This is a genomic window from Psychromonas sp. Urea-02u-13 (assembly GCF_002835995.1).
In the GTDB taxonomy this organism is placed as follows: domain Bacteria; phylum Pseudomonadota; class Gammaproteobacteria; order Enterobacterales; family Psychromonadaceae; genus Psychromonas.
Genome location: NZ_PJBZ01000056.1, coordinates 23012 through 48533 on the forward strand (window position 1 = coordinate 23012; position 25522 = coordinate 48533).

Annotated in this window: 24 protein-coding genes; 12 read left to right on the forward strand and 12 right to left on the reverse strand. The window is 39.5% G+C overall.

Going from position 1 to position 25522, the window contains the following annotated elements; all coding sequences use genetic code 11:
- The first annotated feature begins 1 nt into the window (after nt 1).
- The 3 genes from CXF74_RS09690 to CXF74_RS09700 all read left to right on the forward strand — a co-directional run bounded on the left by CXF74_RS09690 (nt 2) and on the right by CXF74_RS09700 (nt 2346).
- Complete coding sequence (locus CXF74_RS09690; RefSeq protein ID WP_101082246.1) at nt 2-688, forward strand: SDR family oxidoreductase; 687 nt, start codon at nt 2-4, stop codon at nt 686-688.
- Between the two features lie 401 nt (nt 689-1089).
- Nucleotides 1090-1794 (forward strand): substrate-binding periplasmic protein, encoded by a 705-nt coding sequence (locus tag CXF74_RS09695; protein WP_101082247.1) that lies wholly within the window; start codon nt 1090-1092, stop codon nt 1792-1794.
- Nucleotides 1795-1839: 45 nt separating this feature from the next.
- The gene (locus CXF74_RS09700) at nt 1840-2346 is read left to right on the forward strand and encodes a GNAT family N-acetyltransferase (protein ID WP_101082248.1); all 507 of its coding nucleotides are present in this window, start codon (nt 1840-1842) and stop codon (nt 2344-2346) included.
- A 93-nt stretch (nt 2347-2439) separates the two neighbouring features.
- Here CXF74_RS09700 and trhO read toward each other — a convergent pair whose 3' ends face one another.
- The 6 genes from trhO to CXF74_RS09730 all read right to left on the reverse strand — a co-directional run bounded on the left by trhO (nt 2440) and on the right by CXF74_RS09730 (nt 7659).
- Nucleotides 2440-3423, reverse strand: a complete 984-nt coding sequence (gene trhO, locus CXF74_RS09705; RefSeq protein ID WP_101082249.1) for an oxygen-dependent tRNA uridine(34) hydroxylase TrhO — start codon at nt 3421-3423, stop codon at nt 2440-2442.
- Nucleotides 3424-3636: 213 nt separating this feature from the next.
- On the reverse strand, nt 3637-4200 hold the full coding sequence (locus CXF74_RS09710; protein WP_101082250.1) for an L-threonylcarbamoyladenylate synthase: 564 nt from the start codon (nt 4198-4200) through the stop codon (nt 3637-3639).
- A gap of 46 nt (nt 4201-4246) precedes the next feature.
- On the reverse strand, nt 4247-4807 hold the full coding sequence (locus CXF74_RS09715; RefSeq protein ID WP_101082251.1) for a DNA topoisomerase family protein: 561 nt from the start codon (nt 4805-4807) through the stop codon (nt 4247-4249).
- Complete coding sequence (locus CXF74_RS09720; RefSeq protein WP_101082252.1) at nt 4808-5281, reverse strand: DUF494 domain-containing protein; 474 nt, start codon at nt 5279-5281, stop codon at nt 4808-4810. It abuts the gene before it with no gap.
- Nucleotides 5274-6344, reverse strand: a complete 1071-nt coding sequence (dprA, locus tag CXF74_RS09725; protein ID WP_101082253.1) for a DNA-processing protein DprA — start codon at nt 6342-6344, stop codon at nt 5274-5276. Before dprA ends, CXF74_RS09720 begins: the two co-directional genes overlap by 8 nt.
- Nucleotides 6345-6576: 232 nt before the next feature.
- Nucleotides 6577-7659, reverse strand: a complete 1083-nt coding sequence (locus CXF74_RS09730) for a LysM peptidoglycan-binding domain-containing protein (protein WP_101082254.1) — start codon at nt 7657-7659, stop codon at nt 6577-6579.
- Nucleotides 7660-7804: 145 nt separating this feature from the next.
- On the opposite strand from CXF74_RS09730, the gene def reads away from it, so the two are divergent.
- From def to CXF74_RS09755, 5 genes are all read left to right on the forward strand, one after another.
- A complete protein-coding gene (gene def, locus CXF74_RS09735) occupies nt 7805-8317 on the forward strand; it encodes a peptide deformylase (RefSeq protein WP_101082255.1) in 513 nt (170 codons plus the stop codon).
- Nucleotides 8318-8517: 200 nt separating this feature from the next.
- Nucleotides 8518-9480 carry a methionyl-tRNA formyltransferase gene (gene fmt / locus CXF74_RS09740; protein ID WP_101082256.1) on the forward strand — a complete coding sequence of 321 codons (963 nt, stop codon included), beginning with the start codon at nt 8518-8520 and terminating at the stop codon, nt 9478-9480.
- Nucleotides 9477-10781, forward strand: a complete 1305-nt coding sequence (gene rsmB, locus CXF74_RS09745) for a 16S rRNA (cytosine(967)-C(5))-methyltransferase RsmB (RefSeq protein ID WP_101082257.1) — start codon at nt 9477-9479, stop codon at nt 10779-10781. The genes fmt and rsmB overlap by 4 nt, the downstream gene beginning before the upstream one ends.
- A 298-nt stretch (nt 10782-11079) precedes the next feature.
- Nucleotides 11080-12456 (forward strand): Trk system potassium transporter TrkA, encoded by a 1377-nt coding sequence (gene trkA, locus CXF74_RS09750; protein ID WP_101082258.1) that lies wholly within the window; start codon nt 11080-11082, stop codon nt 12454-12456.
- A gap of 14 nt (nt 12457-12470) precedes the next feature.
- Nucleotides 12471-13916, forward strand: a complete 1446-nt coding sequence (locus tag CXF74_RS09755; protein WP_101082259.1) for a TrkH family potassium uptake protein — start codon at nt 12471-12473, stop codon at nt 13914-13916.
- Here CXF74_RS09755 and CXF74_RS09760 read toward each other — a convergent pair.
- From CXF74_RS09760 to CXF74_RS09770, 3 genes are read right to left on the reverse strand one after another with little or no spacing between them, the layout of a single operon-like run.
- On the reverse strand, nt 13913-14401 hold the full coding sequence (locus CXF74_RS09760; RefSeq protein WP_101082260.1) for a hypothetical protein: 489 nt from the start codon (nt 14399-14401) through the stop codon (nt 13913-13915). The genes CXF74_RS09755 and CXF74_RS09760 overlap by 4 nt on opposite strands.
- A gap of 1 nt (nt 14402) precedes the next feature.
- Nucleotides 14403-15731: a DNA recombination protein RmuC gene (gene rmuC / locus CXF74_RS09765; protein ID WP_101082261.1), complete on the reverse strand. Its 1329-nt coding sequence runs from the start codon at nt 15729-15731 to the stop codon at nt 14403-14405.
- On the reverse strand, nt 15731-15982 hold the full coding sequence (locus CXF74_RS09770) for a hypothetical protein (protein WP_101082262.1): 252 nt from the start codon (nt 15980-15982) through the stop codon (nt 15731-15733). Before CXF74_RS09770 ends, rmuC begins: the two co-directional genes overlap by 1 nt.
- A gap of 110 nt (nt 15983-16092) precedes the next feature.
- Between CXF74_RS09770 and CXF74_RS22840 the strand changes: the two genes are divergently transcribed.
- From CXF74_RS22840 to CXF74_RS09780, 3 genes are all read left to right on the forward strand, one after another.
- Nucleotides 16093-16227 carry a hypothetical protein gene (locus CXF74_RS22840; protein ID WP_269800764.1) on the forward strand — a complete coding sequence of 45 codons (135 nt, stop codon included), beginning with the start codon at nt 16093-16095 and terminating at the stop codon, nt 16225-16227.
- 3 nt (nt 16228-16230) lie between these two features.
- The gene (glmS, locus tag CXF74_RS09775; RefSeq protein WP_101082263.1) at nt 16231-18054 is read left to right on the forward strand and encodes a glutamine--fructose-6-phosphate transaminase (isomerizing); all 1824 of its coding nucleotides are present in this window, start codon (nt 16231-16233) and stop codon (nt 18052-18054) included.
- 164 nt (nt 18055-18218) lie between these two features.
- On the forward strand, nt 18219-19538 hold the full coding sequence (locus CXF74_RS09780; protein WP_101082264.1) for a GGDEF domain-containing protein: 1320 nt from the start codon (nt 18219-18221) through the stop codon (nt 19536-19538).
- On the opposite strand, the gene CXF74_RS09785 is transcribed toward CXF74_RS09780, so the two are convergent.
- Entirely contained in the window at nt 19535-19915 is a 381-nt protein-coding gene (locus tag CXF74_RS09785; RefSeq protein WP_101082265.1) for a YccF domain-containing protein, read from the reverse strand. The genes CXF74_RS09780 and CXF74_RS09785 overlap by 4 nt on opposite strands.
- A 681-nt stretch (nt 19916-20596) precedes the next feature.
- Between CXF74_RS09785 and CXF74_RS09790 the strand changes: the two genes are divergently transcribed.
- Entirely contained in the window at nt 20597-21280 is a 684-nt protein-coding gene (locus CXF74_RS09790; RefSeq protein ID WP_232772487.1) for a hypothetical protein, read from the forward strand.
- An 83-nt stretch (nt 21281-21363) separates the two neighbouring features.
- Here the strand turns inward: CXF74_RS09790 and CXF74_RS09795 are convergent, their stop codons facing one another.
- Entirely contained in the window at nt 21364-23625 is a 2262-nt protein-coding gene (locus CXF74_RS09795) for a hypothetical protein (protein ID WP_101082266.1), read from the reverse strand.
- A gap of 188 nt (nt 23626-23813) precedes the next feature.
- The gene (locus CXF74_RS09800) at nt 23814-25439 is read right to left on the reverse strand and encodes a methyl-accepting chemotaxis protein (protein ID WP_232772488.1); all 1626 of its coding nucleotides are present in this window, start codon (nt 25437-25439) and stop codon (nt 23814-23816) included.
- Between the last annotated feature and the right edge of the window lie 83 nt (nt 25440-25522).

Consider the following 25522-nt stretch of genomic DNA (forward strand, 5'->3'; position numbering starts at 1 on the left):
CATGGAAACAGTGGTTATAACAGGCGCGAATCGTGGCATTGGTTTAGCACTTACAAAAAAGTTTTTACTGCTCGATAAACATGTCATCGCCACTTGTCGGGATATCAATAACGCAGAGCAGTTAACCGCTTTATCGACTCATGGGAAGTTGACCATCTCAGCACTTGAAGTCACTAGCGAAGCATCTGTCAGCACATTTTGCGAACAGCTAATAGGCGTGAAGATAGACATCTTAATCAATAATGCAGGGACTTTTGGAGGCAATAAACAAAATACAAAAGAGATGGATTATACAAGCTGGCTAGAGACCTTTAGCGTTAATACACTGGCGCCATTTCGCTTAAGTACGGCATTAAAAACGAATTTATTACTTTCCGACCACCCTCGCATTGTGAGCATTTCCAGCCTGATGGCGAGCTTAGTCGGCAAAGGGCAAGGTAGTTATGCTTACCGAAGTTCAAAGGCAGCGTTAAACAAGGTTATGCAGGTGATGGCGCTAGAGTACAAAGCGGAGAATATTATCGTTTGTCCCGTACACCCTGGCTGGGTAAAAACAGACATGGGCGGTAGCGAGGCGGATATTAGTGTCGAACAAAGTCGCACATGTTTAGTTAAGCTTATTAACAATTTAACACTCGAACAGAGCGGACGTTTCTGGCAATGGGATGGCCAAGAGTTAGATTGGTAAGCATATAAATACAATCAGTAGAAAAACGGTATGGCGAGAGATATGCGCCATGCCCCTAAAAAAACATCAACGGGTCAATTCACTACAATAACTCCCCCGCTTCACTAATAATGAACCTTGTGAGTCGTTTTTTTCTGACGCCCAAACGTAACCCGTAACTTCCCCCTACACAACAGTCACTTATAAGCTTTACTTTAGCTATTTAAAATTCCTAAAACGATGACAAGGTTGGCTACATTATTCTTAACGTATAGCTGGCTTTACATCGATCTTGATTACGTTATTGATTTTAAATTCTGGCATGCTATAAAGCATCAATTTTAACTAATATACATTCAAGGATGGATTTCATCTTCAACCTTTATCAACCATCGCTAATTTAATCGGGTATTTAAAATAATATGGGCATTAATCAAAAGGGAGCTTTTATATTAATACTGTTTTTATACAGTACGCTCACCTCTGCCCACACCACTGATATAATTAAGATACGTACGATTGGGTTTACGCCCTACGGCATTAACACTAACGGAAAATTAAGCGGTATCTATTATGATATCGCTAATCAAATAGTGACCGGTGCGGGATATATTAGCCACAACTCAGTGGCACCTTATGCACGTATTATTAGAGAAATACAGGCTGGTAAAATTGATATGACCATTATGTTTCGTTATCCAGAATTAGAAGATTATGTTGAGTATATTGCGCCATTACCCTCTTTAAAGATCGTCGTGATTGGATTAATACAAGCCAACTTCAATGATATAAGCGATTTAAACGGTAAAAAGATTGTCTATTTACGTGGCGCAAAGTTTAGTAATAAAATTGATAATAATGAAGGTATTATTAAGTATCCTATCAAAACCTTTGTTCAGGGGATTAAGATGCTTATTGCAGGCAGAGCCGACGCTATTATTGGTCCACTTGACCCGATAAGAAATGCGGCAGTACAAACACAAGGCACGACGCTCGGAAAACCATTTATCGTTGATCAGCGAACTCCTTGGTTACAGATCTCGAATAAAAGCAGCATGCATTTCGATAGCAACAAACTCAAACAAAGCTTTTTGCAACTTCAAAAGCAAGATATGCTTAGACCTTAGCACATAAAAACCTTCAATAATCTCGCCACTAATCGATGACTATATATGATAAAAATTAGCACAGAAAGGCTTACGTTACGTCCATTTCAAAGCAGTGATTTTTACGCGCTCCATCAATTATTAAGTGATCCTGTGGTGATGCGATTTTCACTCAATGGCCCCTATTCAGAAACAAAGAGCCGTGATTTTATGAATCAATGTATTCAAAAATCAGAGACTAACCAACCTAGTTTACTGGCCGTTATTAATAACAAAACCAATCAATTGATTGGCTCTTGTGGTTTTTTTCCACAAAAAATACTCGGGAAAGAAGAGCTTGAAGTCGGTTATCGTTTATTAGAAGAATTTTGGGGACAAGGTTTAGCAACAGAAGCAGCACTTGCTCTTCAAAACTATGCGCGTGATAAAATGGGCCGGAATCGTTTAATCTCTCTCATAGAAAAAGAGAACATTGCCTCTGTGCGTGTTGCTGAAAAAAATGGCTATAAATTAGAAAAAGAGATGCTCTATGATGGCAGGATTAAAGTCTGTATCTATGCCCTTACCCTGTAACAACTGACTTCTTCGTCAAACAAAGCCATTTATAGCAAGCACAAAAAAGGAGACCAATGAGTCTCCTTTTCAATCCAAACAACAAGTAAGAGCCTATTTAGACTTTTTACGTTGTTGTTCTTTATGCGCTTTTTTCTTAGCACGGTTTTTTTCTAATTGCTCAACCGCACTTGAACCAATATGGTCCTGGCCACGCTCTTTCGATAAACGTACTTGTAGCTCTCGCTGTGAAAAACGTTCTTTTTGAGCATCTGTAATTGAATCAAAACACTGATGACAACTCACACCTTCCATGTATTTTTCAGATTTTTTATCATCTTCAGTGATCGGTAAACGACAACCATGGCATTGGTCATATTGACCTTTCTCTAGCTGATGATTCACCGAAACACGATTATCAAAAACAAAACATTCGCCTTTCCACATGGTCTCTTCTTCAGGCACTTCTTCTAAGTACTTAAGTACGCCACCTTCAAGATGATAAACCTCATCAAAACCTTGCTCTTTTAGGTAAGCAGTTGATTTTTCACAACGAATACCACCAGTACAAAACATCGCTACTTTTTTATGTTTTGCAGGGTCAAGGTTCTCTTTTACGTATGCAGGAAACTCACGAAAGTTAGTCGTTTTTGGGTCAACCGCATTTTCAAAGGTACCAATGCTAATTTCGTAATCATTACGTGTATCAACCAATAAGACTTCTGGATCGCTGATTAAGGCATTCCAATCTTTTGGTTTAACGTAACTACCCACTGTACGGTTAGGGTCAATACCCTCAATACCCATAGTAACAATTTCTTTTTTAAGCTTTACTTTAGTGCGGTAGAACGGGTTTTCTACATCATAAGATTCTTTGGTTGTTAGTCTCTCTAATCGAGGGTCCAACTTTAACCAATTAATCACGTTATCAATGCTTTCACGTGTTCCGGCAACCGTACCGTTGATACCTTCACTAGCCAGTAATAAAGTACCTTTTACGCCATTCGTGTTCATGATATCGAGTAAAGGTTGTTGGATTTCTGTGTAGTTATCAAGTGCGACAAAACGATATAACGCACATACGACTATATTTGACATGGTATTTCCTTTTAGCTAACTGAAACGTAAATCCAGCGCTGTAATTAATTGAGCGTGCATTATACGAAGTGCAGATAAACTCTCAAGTAACAATTTTAACAAATAGGAAACATTAGAAAGGAGTAAAAATTTTGAAGGCAATATTTTCAGGCTTAAAGTAAACGCATCACTCTATTATTTAGCGGTCTACTTTAAATATTACCCAGCGGATCATTAACGTAATCGCTGACCTGTTAGCGCATGGTGAATCTGTGAAGGGTTATCAAGACCTGATACTTCGGCTTCAATAATAGTCGTTAATAGCGGGTTGTTGATAAACATCTCTTTAACTTGCGAGGCATTCACACAAGCATCTAATCCAGAAAGATTAGCACTAGTCGAAATAATAGGTTTACCAAATTCACTACAAAGTTGCTGTACAACAGGGTGATCACTCACTCTGACAGCGACACTATCAAAATCACCACTAATGAGTTTAGACAGTGTTTTTTGCACAGGAACAACCCAAGTGAAGGGGCCTGGCCATGTATTTTTTATCGCGGTTAGTTGTGTTTCATTTAATGAAGAAAAATCAGCGTATGTCTTTAACTGCTCAATATTAGCCGCAATTAAAATCAGCCCTTTATGTGCAGGACGTTGCTTTAAATCTAAAATATGTTGAATGGCGATTTCACAATCAGGATCACAACCTAACCCAAAAACAGATTCGGTTGGATAAGCAATGACGCCTTGCATACGTAGCGCAGTGAGCGCATTTGAGAGTTTGAAATTAGTCATATAGTAAACCTAGTACAGCACATTTATGAAGATGATATGCGCGAGATTATATAGGCTTACCTCGGTAACTACATCCTTTTTGTGGACATATTATGCGCAAGGTCGCTGCCGTTTTTCTCTCTACTAAGATAGGCCAATGGCAATCGGGGCAAAATTCGTTCACTGGTTTGTCGTTTACGGCGTATTTACAACTAGGGTAATTATCGCAGGCATAAAAGGTTTTTCCGAAGCGGGATTGACGCTTGATTAACTTACCTTTTTTACAAGAAGGGCAACTAATTTCTGGCTCTTTTTCTTCGTCTTTATTTGTAGTTTCAGAGAGTTGCGCAGTATGTTCACACTGAGGATAATCACTACAACCGATAAACAGCCCATAACGCCCCTGCTTCAATACCAGTTCTTTAGTACATAAGGGACAACTTGTGCCACTGAGTACTTTCTTGATCTCGCTTTTTTCATGCAATGGACGCAAATAATCGCAGTCAGGATAACGGGTACATCCCAGAAAGGCACCCTGTTTACCGTTACGAATATGCAATTCTGAACCACAATCAGGGCAAAGGTCGATGGTTTTTAAGTGTGTCGTTGTTAACTCGTCTTTACTCATTTAATGAATCAACCCATCTTCAAAGTCCATTAACATCGACTCTAATTGTAAAAATTCATCTTCACTATTCGGATCATTAAATAACACCATTAGAATGAGCCATTTCAAATCATGTAAAGGTAACTCACTAATTTCTAGCAACATTGCACAATCAATGACTGTTTCACGTGTATAGGTTGTTAAAATATCAGCTTGCTCTAAATAGAATATATAACCTTGACCGACACTTGATATACGTTGCTGCTCAAGATAACTGTAAACACGATGTGAAGTCGGTTTTGCTAATTGCACTCTATTTTCTTCAGATTGCTCATGCAATCCGGATAAATGCTCTAACCATGCTAATGCTTTAGTTATATCGCTACTCTGAAAGCCTTCTTCCAATAGTTCGTCGGTGATCTCCTGCGCATCAACCTCTACGTTTTGATCAATCTGCATGTAACTTTCAAATAGATATATGATGACTTCAAACATATGTATTATTTTTACCTTTTATATAACCTTCAGCGGTTGCTGTAATTCTACCAGTTATCTCTAACTCTACTAACTGATTTTGTAAATTGATGATATCAAGCCCTGTCCGTTGTAATAGTTGCTCTAGCGTAGTGATATGGAAATCGATGTGCTTCATTACCGGGTGTGTTTCTTGCTGCAATGATAGTTGTAGTTCAGGCGCAGTCACTTTTATAGATCGCAGGTGTGTAAATTCTTCAATAATATCATTGATATCAACCACTAATTTTGCACCTTGCTGAATAAGGTGGTGGCAGCCACAGGCTTGGCTATTATCAATTGAACCAGGCAACGCAAAGAGTTCTCTATTTTGCTCATTTGCATAACGTGCAGTTATTAACGACCCGCTACGTTTGGAAGCTTCAACCACCAATACCCCCAGTGACAAACCCGAAATAATACGATTACGCCGAGGGAAGTTACTTGGAATAGCCGGACTATTGGGCCAAAACTCAGAGACCAGCAAGCCCTGTTCACTGATATTTTTGGCTAACTTAATGTGTCTTTTCGGATAAATATTGTTAAGCCCAGTCCCTAATACTGCAATTGTTTTGCCGTTATGGTCAAGTGCTCCTTGATGTGCAAAACCATCAATACCTAAGGCCATGCCACTGGTGACAGTAAAACCTGCTTGCGCTAACTCAGCAGCAAACTGATAGGCTTTATCCTGGCCGTACGGAGTGCAATTTCTGCTTCCGACCAAAGCGACTTGCGCTGACTTTAAAAGGCTTACATCGCCTTCTAGGTACAGTAATAAAGGTGGATTACTTATTTCTTTGAGCGGCTTAGGGTAACGCTCATCATCGAAGCAGATAATATTTCGATTTTGTGTTTCATCTATCCAACTGAGGTTTTCTTCTATCTGCGTTAGATTCGGATTTAGCAGAGCATTAATTTGGTTTTCTTTTAAACGATAGGATTTTAAGGTTGAAGCGGGAAGTGTTAATAATTCTGCAAGGGAATGTTTACTGAGTAATTTGAAGGCGCTACGTTTTTGTAAACTCGGGACAGCATCTAAAATCATCCAGCGTTGAATATGCTCAGTAGATGAGGCGGCGATTTCTTCTGGTGAAAAAAGATCTTGTTGAATAGTTACCTACCTTAGCCATGATAGAAAGCGTTACAACCTATTAATAAATAGAAAGTAAAAACTTAGGCGAAGATTTTTAAGCTTAATTGAAAAAGAAAGTGCCCGCTTTACTTTATTAACGTGCACTTTCTTTTCTAAAAGCTAAATAATAACAACCTAAGTGTTACTAGAATTCAAGCCCTTCAATATCGTATTTAGCTCCCATTGCGTCAGTACTACGCATAACAAGTGCAATACTTACTTTTTCATAGACTTTAAATACCATCAACTCACCAATACGCTCAGCTGGAATGACTAAATCAGCTTTGCCCATTTGATCAAAGCGACTTGCATCTTCTTTATATTCAATTTTATTGTTATTCATGATTACACCAGGGCCTGAGCGTAAGATAGAAAACATTGAACCGATTTGAACTTTATCACGTTGGCCTTTATTAATAACAACGGTATCCCATTTACCAATAGCAACGGCATTATTTAGTGCTGCCAGTATATGGCCTTTCACTTCAGACGATACTGGCTGAGGTAAGAAATAAGCAGGTAACGTTTCATACTCAGGAATCGGTAAAATCAAATCACCTTGGCGCGCTTCACGTGCACTTTTCAAAAAGTCGAATGGTGTCACTTTTTCTGTTGTTGTGACATTAGGGCTTTTAGACACTTCAGAATGACCAATAAAAGTTAACTCTTTACCTAAAAATTCATCCGTTCCAGGTTCACGGAAATTATCACCTAAACGATAGATTCCATAAAGCTTAGTTGTGTCGAATTGGCCCTGACCATAAAATATATCACCAGCAAAGAAACGAGGGCTACCAATAGCATCACCTAATAAACGGGGTGCATCGACAATTAAAGAAGGCTCAATAACATGATCTTTCGATAAAAAGGCTGAAATAGCGGCTAACGGAATCGTTGGAATTGGCTCACCTTTTTCTTCTAAACGTGGAGAAGGTGATAATTTTTTCAATTTTTTACGTGTTAACTGTGGCTCACCATTAATCCAGATAAGTGTTAATACATCACCAGGATAAATAAGATGAGGATTTGCGACTTGATTATTGGCTTCCCATAAACGAGGCCACAACCAAGGAGTATTTAAAAAGTGAGCAGAAATATCCCACAGGGTATCGCCCTTAATAACCGTATAGGTCTCTGGGTGATCTTCTCTTAGTGTCAACGTGTCTGCAAAAGCTGCAAAAGAAATCGCTGCGCCTAATAAGAGTGAGGTAATTCGTTTAAATTTCATAACAATCCCTGTTTGGTGAGTAAAAACTATTTTTCTATTAGGAAATGAATATCCCATATAACTGTACGATGCTTGGTTGCATCTTTAAGCAGCATGGGGTTAGAATTAGTGTTCTTTAACATTAACTATAGAGCAAGATAATATCATGGCTTTACTCGAAGTATTACATTTTCCCGATCAACGTCTTAGAACGGTTGCTAAAGCTGTTGAGCAGATCACACCAGAGATCAAAACTATCGCAACTAACATGATTGAAACCATGTATGACGAAGATGGCGTTGGTCTAGCGGCAACACAAGTAAACGTTCACTTGCGTATCGCTGTCATCGATGTTTCTGAACAGCGCGATCAAGCAATGATTCTTATTAACCCTGAAATTATAGATCAATCTGGGGAAGAAGAGTCTCAAGAAGGTTGTCTTTCTGTTCCTGATACTAATGCAGATGTTAAACGTAGTGAGTTTGTAACTGTGCAATATCTTGATATTGATGGAAACTTACAAGTTTTAAATGCTGATGGCTTATTAGCAGTTTGTATCCAACATGAATTAGATCACCTGAAAGGTAAGCTATTTATTGATTACCTTTCACCGTTTAAACAAAAACGTATCAAAACAAAACTTGAAAAACTACAGCGTCAAAACCAAAAGTTTTCATAGTCTTTAAACGCTCGATGAGAACATCGAGCGTTTAACACTTTGCATCTAATAACGCTTGGACTAAATATGTGATCTGATTTTACCCAGTAAAAACAGCTCAGATATTTATTTCGATTGCTATAAAATACCGATCTTAAGACCGGTAAAAAGTGCAATGTCACAGCAAAATTTTCATAACTCTAAACAGGTAAGATATCTTAGTGGAAAAATTAAACATTGTTTTTGCAGGCACACCTGACTTTGCAGCAAAGCATTTAAGCGCATTGATTACGTCGGAATTTAATGTTGTTGCTGTTTATACGCAACCAGATCGACCTGCAGGCCGTGGTAAAAAACTCACCGCGAGCGCAGTCAAAGAATTAGCTGTTGAGCATGACTTACCCGTTTATCAACCAGAAAACTTTAAATCCGATGAAGCACTTGCACAACTAGCGGCACTCAATGCCGATATTATGATTGTTGTCGCTTACGGACTAATTCTGCCAACAGTGGTTTTAGAAACACCCCGTTTAGGTTGCCTCAATGTTCATGGTTCTCTTTTACCTCGCTGGCGTGGCGCAGCACCGATTCAGCGTGCCATTTGGGCGGGTGATAAAGAAACTGGCGTTACTATTATGCAAATGAACGCAGGTTTAGATACCGGTGATATGCTAAGTAAAGTGGCCTACCCTATTAATGATGACGAAACCAGTAGCTCACTTTATGCCAAGCTAGCAGAACAAGCACCACAAGTATTAGTCGATACTATTACACAATTAATAAACGGTGAACTAAGCGCAGAAGTACAAGATGAAAGCCTTGCTAACTACGCAAAAAAGCTCAGCAAAGCAGAAGCATTGATCGATTGGTCTGCTGATGCCGTTTTCATTGAACGTTGCGTGCGTGCATTTAATCCTTGGCCGATGAGTTACTTCGAATTGGCAGGAAAACCGATTAAAGTACATAACGTCAGTGTTATTGAAGAAGAGACGACGCAAACACCCGGCACTATTATTAGTGCAGACAAAACCGGTATTCAAGTCGCAACAGGCAAAGGCATTTTAAACCTACAGTTGATTCAACTTTCAGGTAAAAAAATGATGCCGGTTGCAGACATATTAAATTCTCGTCGTGAGTTATTTGCAGTAGGCACCCTGCTTGCTACACAAGGTGAAACAGAATGAATGTTCGTGCACAAGCAGCAAAAGTATTAAATCAAGTGGTAGAACAAGGGCAGTCACTTTCACAAGCCTTACCGGCAGCACAAAAAGACTTAAACCCAAAAGACAAAGCCTTATTACAAGTGCTTTGTTATGGCGTATTACGCACATTACCGCGACTTGATTTTTTCTGTCGCTCATTGATGCAAAAACCGCTTAAAGGCAAACAACGTGCGATGCACTTTTTGATTTTAGTGGGTTTTTATCAGCTTCTTTATACTCGCATTCCAAGCCATGCAGCGGTTGGCGAAACGGTTGATGGAACAAAAGCACTTAAAGCACCTGGCCTTAAAGGCATGGTTAACGGTGTATTGCGTAGTTTTTTACGTGAGCAAGAAGCATTAACCGAAAAAGCAGACCAACAAGATACACTTAAATACTGTCATCCAGGTTGGTTAGTTAAGCGTTTACAAAGCGCTTACGGAGAAGAAAAAGCCGCATCGATTATGACTGAAAATAATCAGCAAGCGCCGATGTGGTTACGCGTGAATAACATTCACCATACACGTGCAGAATATAAAACATTATTAGATAACGCAGAGCTAAACAGCTTTGACGCGATTGATGATGAAAATAGCAACGCACTACGCCTAGAAAAAGCCACTGACGTTTATAAGTTACCTGGTTTTACTGAAGGTTGGGTTTCCGTGCAAGATGGCGCGGCACAATTAGCGGCACACTATTTAGGCGCGCAAGAAAACGACCTAATTTTAGATGCCTGTTCAGCCCCTGGTGGTAAAACAGTGCATACATTAGAACTACAACCGCTAATAACACAGATGGTTGCAGTAGATGCTGATGAAAAACGTTTAGTGCGCGTACAAGAAAATTTAGACCGCTTACAATTACAAGCAACAGTCATTCATGGTGATGCCTCGAAACCAGGTGAATGGTGGAATGGGGATCTATTTGATCGCATTTTATGTGATGCGCCTTGTAGCGCGACGGGTGTTATCCGTCGTCATCCCGATATCCGTTGGTTACGACGCGATAGTGACATTGCTGATCTTGTGGCTTTACAAAAAAGCATTTTAAACGCGCTTTGGGATAAATTAAAACCCGGCGGTATTTTGTTATATGCAACCTGCTCTGTTTTGCCTGATGAAAATGAATTACAAATCAAAGGCTTTTTAGAAAGCAGAAGCGATGCAACATTAATTCCGTTATCAGCACAATATAATAGCGCGTCTCAAGGACGTCAGTTATTACCTAACGAAGATGCGATGGATGGATTTTATTACGCGAAATTGCAAAAGAACGCTTAATAGATAAATTGTAAATGCGAGCGCAATTTTAACGCCTTGTATTGATACCAATCACAATAAATAGCTGATCTATTTGGCTAGTTAAAACAACTTACTTCTACGTTGTAATTTTCGTAAAGGGAATAACCATTTACGTCAAATTACGCCTTGAATTAAGCCGTTTTTCCTGCGCAAAATTTAGATCTCTTACTTAATGGAATTGGTATTACAATAGCACGACGTGAAAACAGCGCTCCAATAGCATCTAAAAGTTCACGTTTAAATACAGGTTAGTGTTTTTACACAAACAGGATCAACAATGAAAATTATTATTTTAGGCGCGGGACAAGTAGGCGCATCACTGGCTGAAAACCTAGTAGGTGAAAATAACGATATCACCGTTGTTGATTCTTCCCATGAACAACTTCAAAACCTGCAAGATAGATTCGATTTACGTGTCGTGCAAGGTAACGCTTCTAGCCCGAGAACACTCGGAGAAGCCGGCGCTGAAGATGCAGATATGTTGATTGCAGTGACCAATTCCGATGAAATCAATATTGTTGCCTGCCAAATTGCCTTTACGCTGTTTAATGTGCCTAAAAAAATAGCACGTATTCGTTCGCAAAGTATGATCATGTACGAAGACAAACTATTTAACAGTGACGCCTTTCCAATTGACCACATAATAGCCCCTGAGAAGTTAGTAAGTGATTACATATTCCAGCTTATTGAGCACCCTGGTGCGCTACAAGTCGCTCATTTTGCAGAAGGGAAAGTAGGCCTTGTGGCAATCAAAGCTTATTACGGTGGCTCTTTAGTGGGTAATGCAATCTCTACACTAAAAGAACATATGCCTAATATTGAGGCACGTGTAGCGGCTATTTTTCGACGTGGCAAAGCCATTAGACCGCAAGGTACAACGATTATTGAAGCGGATGATGAAGTGTTTTTTATCACTGCAAGCCAACATATCAAAGCAATTATGAGTGAGATGCAAAAATTAGAGCATCCATACAAACGTATTATGATTGTTGGTGGTGGTTTTATCGGGGAGAGCTTAGCTAAACGCCTCGAAAAAGAAAATTCAGTAAAGCTCATTGAGAAGAATTTAAAACGCGCAGAATATCTCTCGGAAACCCTTTCTAATACCATCGTTTTTTGTGGCGATTCTTCTGACCAAGAATTATTAATCGAAGAACATATCGATCAAATCGACCTGTTTATCACAGTGACCAATGACGATGAAGCCAATATCATGTCTGCGATGCTCGCAAAACGCATGGGCGCACGTAAAGCAATGGTGTTGATACAACGCAGCGCTTATGTTGATTTGGTACAGGGTAATATTTTAGACATTGCAATTTCTCCGCAGCAAGCCACTATTTCAGCGCTATTAACGCACGTACGTAAGGCTGATTTAAAGCACGTATATTCGCTTCGTGAAGGTGTTGCAGAGGCGATTGAGATCGTCGCGCGTGGTGATAGCATGACTTCAAAAGTAGTTGGTAAACAACTGTGCCAACTTAAATTACCACGTGGTACGAGTATCGGCGCGATTGTGCGTAACAGTGAAGTGTTAATCGCTCACGATAAAACCGTGGTAGAAAGTGATGACCATGTCATTCTATTTCTGGTAAACAAAAAATATATCAGTGATATTGAAAAACTATTCCAACCTAGTCCGTTCTTCCTCTGATTCGGTTACTGTAAATGATTTACCGCCCACTGTTTTTTATAACCGGCTTAGTGTTATCAAAAATGGCCGTGTTTATGTATTTCCCTATGACACTGGCTTTTTATGAAGATAGCTTAGGAGGCGTAGAGTTTCTTACCGCCATCGTGATCACCCATATAGCGTCCTTTATTTTTATCTATTTAGGGGGTGAAAAACAGCGATCTCGGCTCGGTGTGCGAGAGATGTTTCTCCTCACCACCGGTGTTTGGGTGCTTGCCAGTTTATTTGCGGCCCTGCCTTTTGTATTGATAGAGCATATTAGTTATAGCGATGCTTTTTTTGAAACCATGTCGGGCATTACCACCACCGGCAGTACGGTATTGCATAATTTAGATACCATGCACCCAAGCATTTTACTGTGGCGATCCATCTTACAATGGTTAGGCGGTGTTGGTTTTATCGTGATGGGGGTGGCTATTTTACCCTTTTTAAACGTCGGTGGTATGCGCCTTTTCCAAACAGAATCTTCAGATTGGTCAGATAAAGCGGAATCAAAAACACGTCGTGTCGCCATTGATATTTTAATGGTTTACCTGTTTTTAAGCCTTTGTTGTTTTGCCGGTTATCGCTTGGCAGGCATGAGTACTTTTGACGCGGTCAATCATGCGATGACCACCATCTCTACAGGCGGTTATTCAACGTCAGATGGCTCGATGGGACATTTCTCAAAAGGGGCACATTGGAACGCGATTTTATTTATGTTCTTAGGCGGTTTACCCTTCCTGTTATTTATTCGCGCGGTTAATCGTCGTAGTTTATTACCTCTATTAAAAGATGCACAAATCCAAGGTTTTATAAAACTGATCATCGCTTGTACCGCGAGTTTAACCCTCTACTTAACATTAAGCGGACAATTCAATTGGTTAGATGCGCTGCGTTTAAGCATGTTTAATGTTGTCTCAGTGATCACTACAACCGGGTTTGGTTTAGATGACTTTCTTACTTGGGGTGATTTTAGTGTGATGATGTTTTTTGCACTGTTGTTTGTTGGGGCTTGCTCTGGTTCAACAACCGGTGGCATCAAAATATTTCGTTTCCAAATTGCCTTTAGCTTGCTCAAACGACAACTCATGCTGTTGATGCACCCGCATGGTATTTTCCCGCAAAAATACAATAACCGCTTAGTGGGCGACGATATTTTACGTTCGTTAATCGCCTTTGTACTGGCTTATCTGGCCACGATTATTATTGCGGCCTTATTGCTAACATTGCTCGGCGCATCGGCAATGACCGCGTTAACGGCAGCTATTACAGCGGTATCGAATGTTGGGCCGGGATTAGTTGCAGAGATAGGACCATCAGGAAATTTTGCACATTTTCCTGATGCCTCAAAATGGATATTGTCATTATGTATGTTGATGGGACGTCTAGAAATATTAACCGTAGTGGTTATGTTTACACGCCATTTCTGGCGACGTTAATCAGACTCTAACGTAAAAAATGATGTCGGTTCAGGTTGATGGCTGAGCATATATTCATAGGTTTTTGCATTCAGCGTGCGAGTGTTTTTAACCACTAAACAGACCTCTTGCCATACCTCTTTCGACAGGATTAACTCTTTATTAATCCGCCATTTCTTTGAGGTTAACTGGCCATCGTTAGTATGCTGAAAAGTAAGTACGGGATAACTATAACGCTTCCCACTGGCTATTTTTTTTACTTCATGGGTAAACGCCAGTCCTTTAAATCCGGTATTAGAGCGTTTCGATTTAATGTCGTTACGTGCATATTTTAATTGTAATTTTAGCAGCTGACGCTCTTTTTCTTGAGCGCGTCGTAACGCAGTAGAATCAGTATATTTTGCATATGAGAAATAGATCTGTTTCGATTTACCATTAACACTGACCGAGACTCGTACACCTGTCCATCCGCTGGAAAGTTCACCTGGTTTATAAATTCGAATCATATTACCTCTCTTGTGATTCATCCCTCTGCGATAACGAAACGAGTGTTTCGGGCAGGGGTTTATTGACAGTCACCCCCATTGATTTGAGCGATTCTGCCTGTGCAATTATATTGCCACGGCCCTCACTAAATTGCTTCAGTGCATGGTCATAACTATCTTGTGCTTTACCTAATTGCGCGCCGACCTCAAGCATATTGTGGCTAAACAAACGTAATTTGTCATATAGCTTACCTGCTTGATTGGCGATTAAACGGCCATTTTTTTCCTGTGAATCATAACGCCATAGGTTTTCAATCGTACGCAGTGCAATCATCAGGTTGGTTGGGCTTGCGAGTAAGATGTTGTTATCTAACGCTAATTTCACTAATTCGGGGTCATTTTCAATAGCTGCAATGAAAGCTGGCTCAACGGCAACAAATAACAGTACATAATCCAGACTATTTGCACCAATCAAATTTTGGTAATCTTTTTTGGCTAGCCCTTTGATATGCTGGCGTACAGAAAGAGTATGCGCTTTTAATGCTTCTTTTTGTTCACTGATATCTTCACTATTAAAAAAGCGTTCATAAGCGACTAAAGACACTTTCGAGTCGATAATGATATTTTTATTTTGCGGTAAATGCACCACCACATCGGGTAAAAAACGCTGTCCAGATTCATTTTTATAGTGCGCTTGTGTCTCGTATTCATGGCCTTCACGTAAACCAGAATTCTCTAAAATTCGCTGTAATACCACTTCGCCCCAGTTACCCATTTGCTTATTATCGCCCTTTAAAGCATTCGTCAGGTTACTGGTTTCCTGTTGCATTAATTGGTTGATCGTCGAAAGTTTTTTTATCTCTTCTTGTAAGTTATAACGCTCTTTACCCTCGTTAATATAACAATCACTGACTTGCTGCTTGAAACCTTCCAGCTGCACTTTAAAAGGCGCTAATAATTGATTGAGGCTTTCTTGATTAAGGGTTTTAAATTGTGCGGATTTATCGTTAAAAATACGTTGAGACAGCAACTCAAATTGTGAACTTAACTTCTCTTCACTGGCTTGTTGATCGCGTAATCGCTGTTCGCCCGCCTGTAAACGAACCTCAGATTCTCGTAACCGTGCGGTTAATTTATTATTTTGTAACTGTAAACTTTCAGTCAATAATTGACAGGCTTCCAAATCAACAATTTTATTTTCTAGCGACTCTTGATGGAAATATTGCGCCTGTTCATTGAGCAGTAAAGTCGTCTGAAGCGTACTTCTTGTGCGTAGATAAAGTGCAATAAATAGAAGAGAAATAAAGACAAATATCGCTAAAATTGCGATTTCAATAGGGGTGAAATTCATTAATACTCTAATTTTTTAAGGTAGGAAACAACACCTTTATTACTGCGGTTCCATAAAAGTAAATAAACTAAATAAATAGCTAAAACCAACCACTTGTGAAAGTTTTTTCCTTGGTCTAAGTCTTCAAATGTAAAACTTTCATCGTAGCTATTCATCACCATCACATAACCCACCATGATTAATGGAATCACAAAAACCGAAGAGAGCTTCCACAGTAAAATTAAAAGTTGGCTAAGTTGAGCAATGAGCATGATTTTCTCCACAGTATGTCACTGTTATTTTAAACAGTTATATGTTCATTAGCGACCTACTTTAACCTATTCCCTTTGATTTTGTGCCTCACTTCTCAGCGCGTGTTTTTATGAAACAAGTAAAAAAACGCATCAAATACTTTATTTTGCGTGTTTTATTAGTTCAAATACTCTACTATGCGTTTTTAATGGATTTAAGTGCGGGTTTACCTGTGTTTATGCAACAAATAAAGAATTGGAGCTAAATTATGTGTGGGATTGTTGGTGCGGTTGCGCAAAGAGATGTTGCTGGTATTTTAATAGAGGGATTAAAACGCCTTGAATATAGAGGTTATGATTCAGCGGGTTTAGCCGTTATCGCCAATGATCACACCTTACAAACGGTGCGTCGTATCGGTAAAGTAAACAGCCTGGCTCAAGCTATTAATGAGAACCCACTTGCAGGTGGTACAGGCATCGCGCATACACGCTGGGCAACACACGGTGGAGCAACAGAAACAAACGCACACCCACATCTTAGCGATCAACGCATAGCGATTGTGCATAATGGCATTATTGAAAATCACCAACTATTACGCCAACAGTTAATATCCGATGGTTACCTTTTTCACTCTCAAACCGATAGTGAAGTGATCGCTCATTTGGTCCACCAGCATCTACAAAACGACAATACACTGTTATCTGCGGTGCAAAAAACAGTACAACAACTAGAAGGCGCTTATGGCGCGGTGGTCATTGATAAAAATAATCCTGATGAAATGATAGTGGCGCGTTCAGGCAGTCCATTAGTCATAGGTTATGGCCTCGGTGAGCATTTTGTTGCTTCCGATGCGAATGCTCTGTTACCCGTTACCCGTCGTTTCTCCTTTTTAGAAGAGGGAGACATTGCCCAAATAAGTCGTTTATCCGTGGCTATCTATGACGCTCAAGGTCAAACCGTTGAACGTGACATTATTGAGTCACAAGCCACTACTGAGAATACAGATAAAGGCCAATATAAACACTTCATGCTGAAAGAGATTTTTGAGCAACCTCAAGCACTACAACGCACACTAGCTGGACGTTTACAGCCAGGAAAAGTCGCTGTGGATTGTTTTGAGCAAGCGCAATTACAAGGTATTCAGCATGTACAAATTATTGCCTGTGGTACCAGTTATAACGCAGCTATGGTGGCGCGTTATTGGTTTGAGTCATTAGCGGGTATTAGTTGTAACGTTGAAATAGCCTCTGAATTTCGCTACCGAAAATCGGTCACTCTAAAAAACAGCTTATTTGTAACACTTTCCCAATCGGGTGAAACAGCGGATACCTTAGCAGCCTTAAGAATCGCCAAAGAACAGGGTTATCAAGCGACACTCACTATCTGTAATGCTTCTGAATCATCATTAGTACGAGAGTCTGATATTGCTTATATGATGAAAGCCGGCACTGAAATTGGCGTTGCTTCAAGTAAAGCGTTTACCGTGCAATTAACCGCGCTATTAATGTTAGTAACAACACTTGGACGCCAGCATCATTTAACTGAGTTGCAAGAACAACAGATCACCGAGGCGTTACAAAGTTTACCGGCAAAAATAGAGCAAGCCCTTACCATGGAAAAAAATATTCAGCATCTTGCTGAAGACTTTGCTGATAAACATCACAGCCTATTTTTAGGGCGAGGCGAGCAATACCCCATTGCTATGGAAGGTGCACTTAAACTTAAAGAGATATCTTACATACACGCAGAAGCGTACGCGGCCGGTGAATTGAAGCATGGCCCGTTAGCATTGGTTGATGCCGATATGCCAGTGATTGTTGTCGCTCCCGATAATAGTTTATTAGAGAAGCTAAAATCGAATGTTGAAGAAGTCCGTGCGCGTGGTGGCTTGATGATTGTTTTTGCTGATAAAAACTCAGGTTTTGAAAGTGATGAAACCATGAAGGTAATAGAAGTACCACCTTGTGATCCTGTGATTGCGCCCATTATCTACACAATCCCATTACAACTGCTTAGTTATCACGTTGCTTTAATCAAAGGCACGGATGTTGATCAACCTCGTAACCTTGCAAAAAGTGTGACCGTAGAATAGCTAGCTAATGAGTGTCTGGGCATTAATGTCAAATTAACATGCAGGCACTCGTTTAAAAAACATAAAATCTACCTAACTCATAGTTCTTAAACGAAATCATTGAATTTACTAACTGACAGTCTTACCCTAATCTTTTGATTACTAAGTTTGTTAAAAGGTCGACCATGAATTTCAGTTTGAGAACCATCTCTCTGTTGTTACTTATCAGCGCTACTTTATTAGCTTTATTGGCTTATGAAAAAGGCATCTATAAAACTTATAGTGTTGACCTCTCCCGACAACAACAAATAGGACTTAATACCGACCTTTCACAGGGTGGACAAACAACCGCCGATATTAGTTATAGCGATCAAGGCATTAAGCTAAAATGTAATATTAGCTTGGAATACCAATGGCCCTATTGTGAATTAAAAATTCATTTAGCAGAACGCGCCGATCAAGGCTCTTTTGATTATGCCCAAGGTGTCGACCTTTCAGCCTATACCGAAGTGTTTCTTAATATCGCCACTGAAGGTGATAACTCTGAGCAGATTCGTTTTTATATTCGTAATTACAACCCTGAATATACCAACTTGAATTCAGATGGAAACTCACTAAAAATTAATGAAGTTCAATACTCCCCTAACCAATACCCGACCGGAAAATTTATTCCAATCAAAGATTTTAATGTCGTCTCTTGGTGGTTGCAGGCACGTGATATCCCCCTTGAATTACGTGGTGTAGAAATAAGTAACAGCCCTCTTTTAACCATTGCATCGGGCGGTGTCGTTGATGAAGGCCCCATCACTATTATCGTTAAAGAGATCACCTTCCGTTATAACCTTGTCAGTAAAGAAAACATTCTTTTTACCGTGATTGCGATGTGGTTTTTCAGTGCCGTGATTGCGTTATTATTACAATTAAAGTCTTTCCGCCAGCGTTTAAGTTATTCCAAAGGACAACAATTAAAACTTAATGATGTTCTGGTCGCATTAAAACTGGAAAAAGCACAACTCGAACAACTAGCTAAACGTGATGCATTAACCGGACTAAGAAATCGTGTGGGTTTAAGTGAATATCTGCTGAGAGGAGAGGAGAAGGCACAGGATCATAACCTGCCTTTTAGCCTTATTTTCTTGGATATCGATTTTTTCAAAAACGTGAATGACAAACATGGCCACGCTGTGGGTGACCAATTATTAATACAGTTTGGGCGTATTATTAATGAAAATATACGTCAGCAAGACAAACTTGCACGCAGGGGAGGCGAAGAGTTTATCTTGTTATGTATGGAGACTCAGCAAGACAAAGCCATTACGCTTGCTCAAAAATTGTGTGACCTTATCGCAACAACCGTGCTTATCGACGAGATTATGATCGCCGCTAGCTTTGGTGTGGCTCAACTACATAAAGGTGAGAGCACAACCTCATTTTTAGAACGTGCAGATAATGCATTATACAAAGCAAAAACGAATGGTCGTAATCAAGTGCAAGCGGCAGCTTAAAGACGCGCTCTATTCACAACTCTTGCGCTTTCTGCGATCTCTTTAGAAACAATCGTTTGTCCGATAGGCGCAAAAGAGATCATCGCCAGTTTTAAATGCTGTATCGCAAAAGGGATGCCAATAATTGTCATCGTGCAGGCAACCGCAGAAGCCAAATGACCTAACGCCAGCCAAAAACCAGCTAATACACACCAAATCACATTACCAATTAGTGTCCAATCGCCAGTGCCAATATCTTCATTTCCCGTCAGGTATTTTCTATCAATCGGTTCTTTACCAAAAGGCAGAAAAGAAAAATTTCCAATGATAAAACACGCCTTTGCCCAGGGAATACCAATAATCGTCATAAAAGCAAAAATACCGATTAACCACCTCATACCCGTTACCAATCAATGTGCTTTATTCAGTCGTCAGCTCGGACACTAAGGCAAGGCACAGTATGATGACAATGGCTAGCCCTTAGCGAATACTGTAACGCAGAATTAGTTTTCGAGCTGGCGATCCGTAGGACAAGCTGTGAGGTCAGCATCTTCGTTGTTAGAAAGTATCGATTGAACCAGTTAGACCTTCAACTTCCTGCCTAGAATCTGCTCACCTCACAGCTTGCTGAATTTTGCACTTTGAATGATAACGGGTATACCCCATAAAAATACCGCCAAACAATAACCAAATAATATTACCGATAAATGCAATCATGCTGTCACTCTTTAAAAAATCAAAAAAGTAGAGTAATAAATTTATACAGGGAAGAAAAGGAAATATTAAATAAGTTGTATTAAAGAGGAGTTTTGGTAAAAACCTGCCCGAAGGATTTAGGCAGGTTCCTAGCTAACCAAAGCAGTTCAAGTGGTGCTGTGCAAGGCCCCAAATCAACGAAAACGATAATAACAAGACACAAACCCAAATGCAAATGATAATTAGTATTATTCAAGAGTTTGTTAAAAATAACTAAATACCCCTATTAAGATCAGTTCACAGCAGGTTTGAACAGTGACAAGATAACTGGGATAATACGCCACAATTACTGCCCATTAGCTAAAGCAAAGCAGTAGCACTCATTGTTGTACCTGTTAAATGGAGTTTTTAATATCGCTAATCACCCGTTAATCGAAGTCCCTTTTAATTACCGTAATACCTGCTGGTTTTGCGGTGAGCCCGATGATCAAAATGTCGACTTCCCTAAAAAAACTTATGAAGCTAACATTGTGACACATGAACCGATCTGTCTGCCTAGCTGTAAAGAATGTGCAAACATTATTCAGCGTAGTGCGTTCACCTCTATCTACGCTTATCGGGACGCCATTAAACAGGGACTAGTGAAGAAGCATCAGAAGGTACTCAGTATTGGCTCTAATTGGACTGAACAAGAGTTATTAGAGTCTGAATTTGAAGGCAGTGCCTTCGAAGGTTTTAAACGCAGTGCTTGGCCGATGTTTAAAATGATGCAAGCACGTATTAACTACCAGGGCTGGAGTATCGTTATTAATAACGATCATGTGATTGAAGAAAACGAGCATGAAAATTTTGAGTTTGATGGTGTTAATTACACTAGCTTAGAAGATGCCGTTACACATGCTGTTAAAACGTTTTTCTTAGATGAGCAACTGTTTACACGTGTATTGAGCGTGCTAGGTAAAGCAAAGTTCACGCAAGCGATTAGATTGTGCCGCTTATATCCGAATTTAAGCACTAAACAACGCGAGTCTGTCTTTATAGAGATATTAGATAGTATTGGTTTGTAGAAGCGTTATTTACAGCAGTAAAGCCCGCCCTACGAGTAAATGATGTCATCGTAGGGCGGAGTATCAGTCCATTAAAAAATCAATTAGAGTTTATTCAAACTTGGCTTTTTACTTTGATTTAAAGAAATAAGCTTAGTTTTACTGACACGGTAACGATAGATTTCACGCAGGTATTTAATGGCACGTTTGACGTTGTCAGAATTTAACCTGATATCATTAATAGAGACAAACTTATCATCTTCATCACCTAATATTTCACGATACTTTTTCTCGTACATAGGTTTGATGGCATGCCAATTGGTATCGAGTATTTTAGCTGGATTCTCAAACTCTGAGATCATCGTATCCAACTCATCCTCATCAAAGTGATCATCTTTAATCATATTCAAGAATATTTCATCAAACTTATCATCGTAACAATAATCACCCGTTGCAAAACAACGTTTCACATAAGAGACAATCAGCGTTAAGAAATCATCACTTAAACAAGGGCTTTTAGCCACCAGCGTGGTTAATGAAATATTTTCTGATGCCCCGATGACTAACGCGTAACGCTTCAACGTCGTATTGGGAAATAGGCTATTAAGGTGTGTTTTAAGACGATTAAGATCCATATAAGAGAGCTTGTAGTCTTTAGGTAATGAGATAATCGATACAACCGAAGAACATTTATTAAAAAACAAAATATCTTTTAACTTACTGGTATCAAAATTATTGTTGCGACAATCCGCTAAATGTTCGCGATACGCCTCCGCTTCCATCGGTAATAGGCTCACCCCTTCAATCGCACGCGTATCTTTATTGAAGTGCGGTAAATCAATTGAGCGGAAGAATAAATCGTCAATATCTAACTCGACCAGTTCACTTGGCCCAGCTTGGCTACCATCAATAATAGGGGCGGTTTTCTTCACCGTTGATTCTGCATAAGCGATCGTCACGGGACCAGCAAGGCTCATAAACAGATCGTTTGCATCTAAGCGAATCGTTTCACTGATATCAACCCCGGCACTGCGGAAGTAGTCTTGATCGTAATCTTTAGTCACCGCTTGTGCGGTTAAAATATTAAATATTTGCTGTGAGATATATTGGTTTGCGTATTTCTCCATGGTGTTCACATCAACATTTTGCATGCTGCCACCATCTTTCTCTTCTGCATAACGCATAATGTCATTGGAAATTAACATCATCGAATTCCAAGGGCGTAATCTATCCACAATCGTGCGTTTGTTATCGTCTTCATCACGATCTAAATTATATGAAAAGTCCCACTCTTCCGATAAATATTTACACAATAATCGCCCAGCATTGATATGCAACGCCTCGGAAATCTCCACCGACTGACAAGAAATATTTGGCAGAATACAGATACCACTACTAAAAATAGGTTCGAAAACAAAAGAGTGACCATCATTATCATTATCATTATCATGATTTTCTTTTTTAGCTTTCTTTTCAATATGTAACGTTTTGCTCATATAAGCATATTGTTGCGCTAAGCCAAACTCAGATGCCATACCTGAACCTGTACCACCACCCGCACTAAAGATATAAAAGAATAAACGTGATTGATTCGCTTTAATGCCACAGGAATCAATCATATAAGAGTGAATTGATTTCCAGTCTTTATTTAAAAATCGTTCTGCGCCTTTATTAAGAATAATTTTTGCTAAATATTGGCCCAAGACAGGTGCATTACCCGAACCACCAGCATGCACTTCCGATAAGTCCATTATCTTCATTTTTGAATAACCGTCTAACAGGCTATTTTTTCCATCCATATAGGAATAACGAACACGACCATCAATGTCTTGGTCTAAATCGCCCAATATGACAAAAGGCTCGATTAAAAAAGCGGCTCGTTTGTCATAGGGCTCTTGAATACCTAAGCTTTTCTTAATCCATCGACTGGTAGCGGAAGGCTTGTACTTTTTACTAACATCAGATTTTTGGAAGTCATTAAGGTAATAATTACGTGCGTTGTAAACAAGATTAGCGAGGTCCAATGAAATATTCGAACCACAACGACCTAAACCCACCAGACAAACAGAGGGGAATTGCGCTTGTGCTTGATCTTCAGCGGTAAAGTTATCGTGTAACGGGTAAATCTGCTTTTTAAGCTCCGCTAAATTTTCTAAAATACGCTGTGTATCATCTTCAATAAAATAGATGTGCTCAGAGATAGGCACGACATTATCATCGTCAGGTAGGTTAACAGGTTGCTTTTTTTCAATCTTTTTATGATTTTCTTTAGCTTTGCTTTTCTTTTTTACAACCGCTTGTTCAGCACTGATTTCAATGTCGCTTTCTGTTATTTCTGTTGTAAGCGCACTCTTTTTTATTTCCATATTATCTCTCTTAGTGATACACAAAGAAAAGGTGCACAGTGCACCTGAATATGAAATAAGTGTAGTTTATAAAGGCACTTAACTTAATTTGAGAAAGGAGATACGGCACATACTTTCAACAATTTATCACTTATAAAAAACAAAAAAGGAGGCAATAGCCTCCTTTTAAATAGACTCACAAAACGTATTTACACTTTAAATTGTGCGACCAAACTATCTAACTTAGTACACTGTGCATCAAGTGCTGAGCAGGCATGTTCCGCATCGGCAACAACACCCACAATATCATGACTATTTTCTGCAATATGTTGCACATTTACATTCACATCTTCGCTCACTTGGCTTTGTTGTGTGGCCGCGGTTGCGATTTGAATATTCATATCATTGATGACATCAATCGAGCCAACAATGGCATCCAATGAATTACCTGCGATATCCGCTTGTTGAACCGTTTCTTCACTGTTTGTTTGTGAAGAGGTCATGACTTTCACGGCTTGCTGTGCACCATTCTGCAATTTTTCAATCATGTTTTGAATTTCACCGGTACTGTCCTGCGTCTTACTTGCCAGTGAACGCACTTCATCTGCCACGACGGCAAAACCTCGACCTTGTTCGCCGGCACGTGCTGCTTCAATGGCCGCGTTTAATGCCAGTAAATTAGTTTGGTCCGCAATGCCGCGGATAACATCGAGAATAGAGCTAATGTCTTTAACATCGTGCTCTAAGGTATTAATCACCTCACCCGCTTGGGCAATCTCAGTAGAGAGTGACTGAATAGAAGTAACCGTATCACCTAAAACCAGTTTTGCGTTGCTCGCTTCATCACTGGCACTTTGTGAGGCAGTGGCTGCATCATTAGCATGTTGACTAACCGTATCACTGGTTGCGCTCATTTCATGCACAGCCGTTGCAACCGCATCACTTTCCTGTTGCTGTTTACTTGCCCCTGTAGAAATTGATTTAGTCACATTACTAATATTGGTCATCTCATGGCGCACCTCTTTTGAGGCTTCAATCACTTCACCAATGGTCTGATGAATTTTTTCTACAAATTGATTAAACGAACCGGCTAGTTGTCCGATTTCATCTTGTGTTTCGACATCAACGCGCGCCGTTAAATCACCATCACCCGATGAAATATCCTTCATTGCACGGTTTAAACGCTTGATAGGTGCGGCAATCACACCAGAAAGGTACCAAGTTAAGAATGCAGACAATAAAATAGCAATAAGCCCACCTAGCTCCATAACCAATTTACTGCGTTCCATACTGTTAAGCTTTTCTTTTTCTAATTTTTCCTCTGAGACTTCAATTGCTGAACGAATATTTTTCAAAGAAACTCGCATATCAACAAAGAGAGATTTCATCTCTATTTTATGCATTGAGTAATACGATTCATAATTGCTATTAAGTGAAAATAGCCCCTTATAGAGTATGAACCAACGGTCAAAATTGTTTTGTAATTTTCGTATTTCTGCTTGATTTTGAGTACTGATAAACCCTGAATCAATTAATCTTTGAGGTGAATTAATACGTTGTGCCACTTTAAGAGAATCATCTTTAAACTCTGCTTTATAGTGATCAACTTCCTCTGCTAAAACCAGTGCTTTAGCTGCTGCGATGATCTGGTACAAATCTCGGTAACCTTCATCTAACTCCTCTAAGACAGGTGTCACCTCTAGAGTTAATAATCGGTCAGATTCTTCTTGTGCATTAAACGCTAACCAGACGTTAAACAGAATAATCACGAATAACGCTGAAACTAATGCCACTGGCATTGCCATTTTGGCTCTTAAACTCATTTTTGATAACACACTACACCCCTTAGAATAAACGCTTGAATACTGCTTATCGACAAATCATCAATATACTTTAATTATCATCGCCATAACTTAGA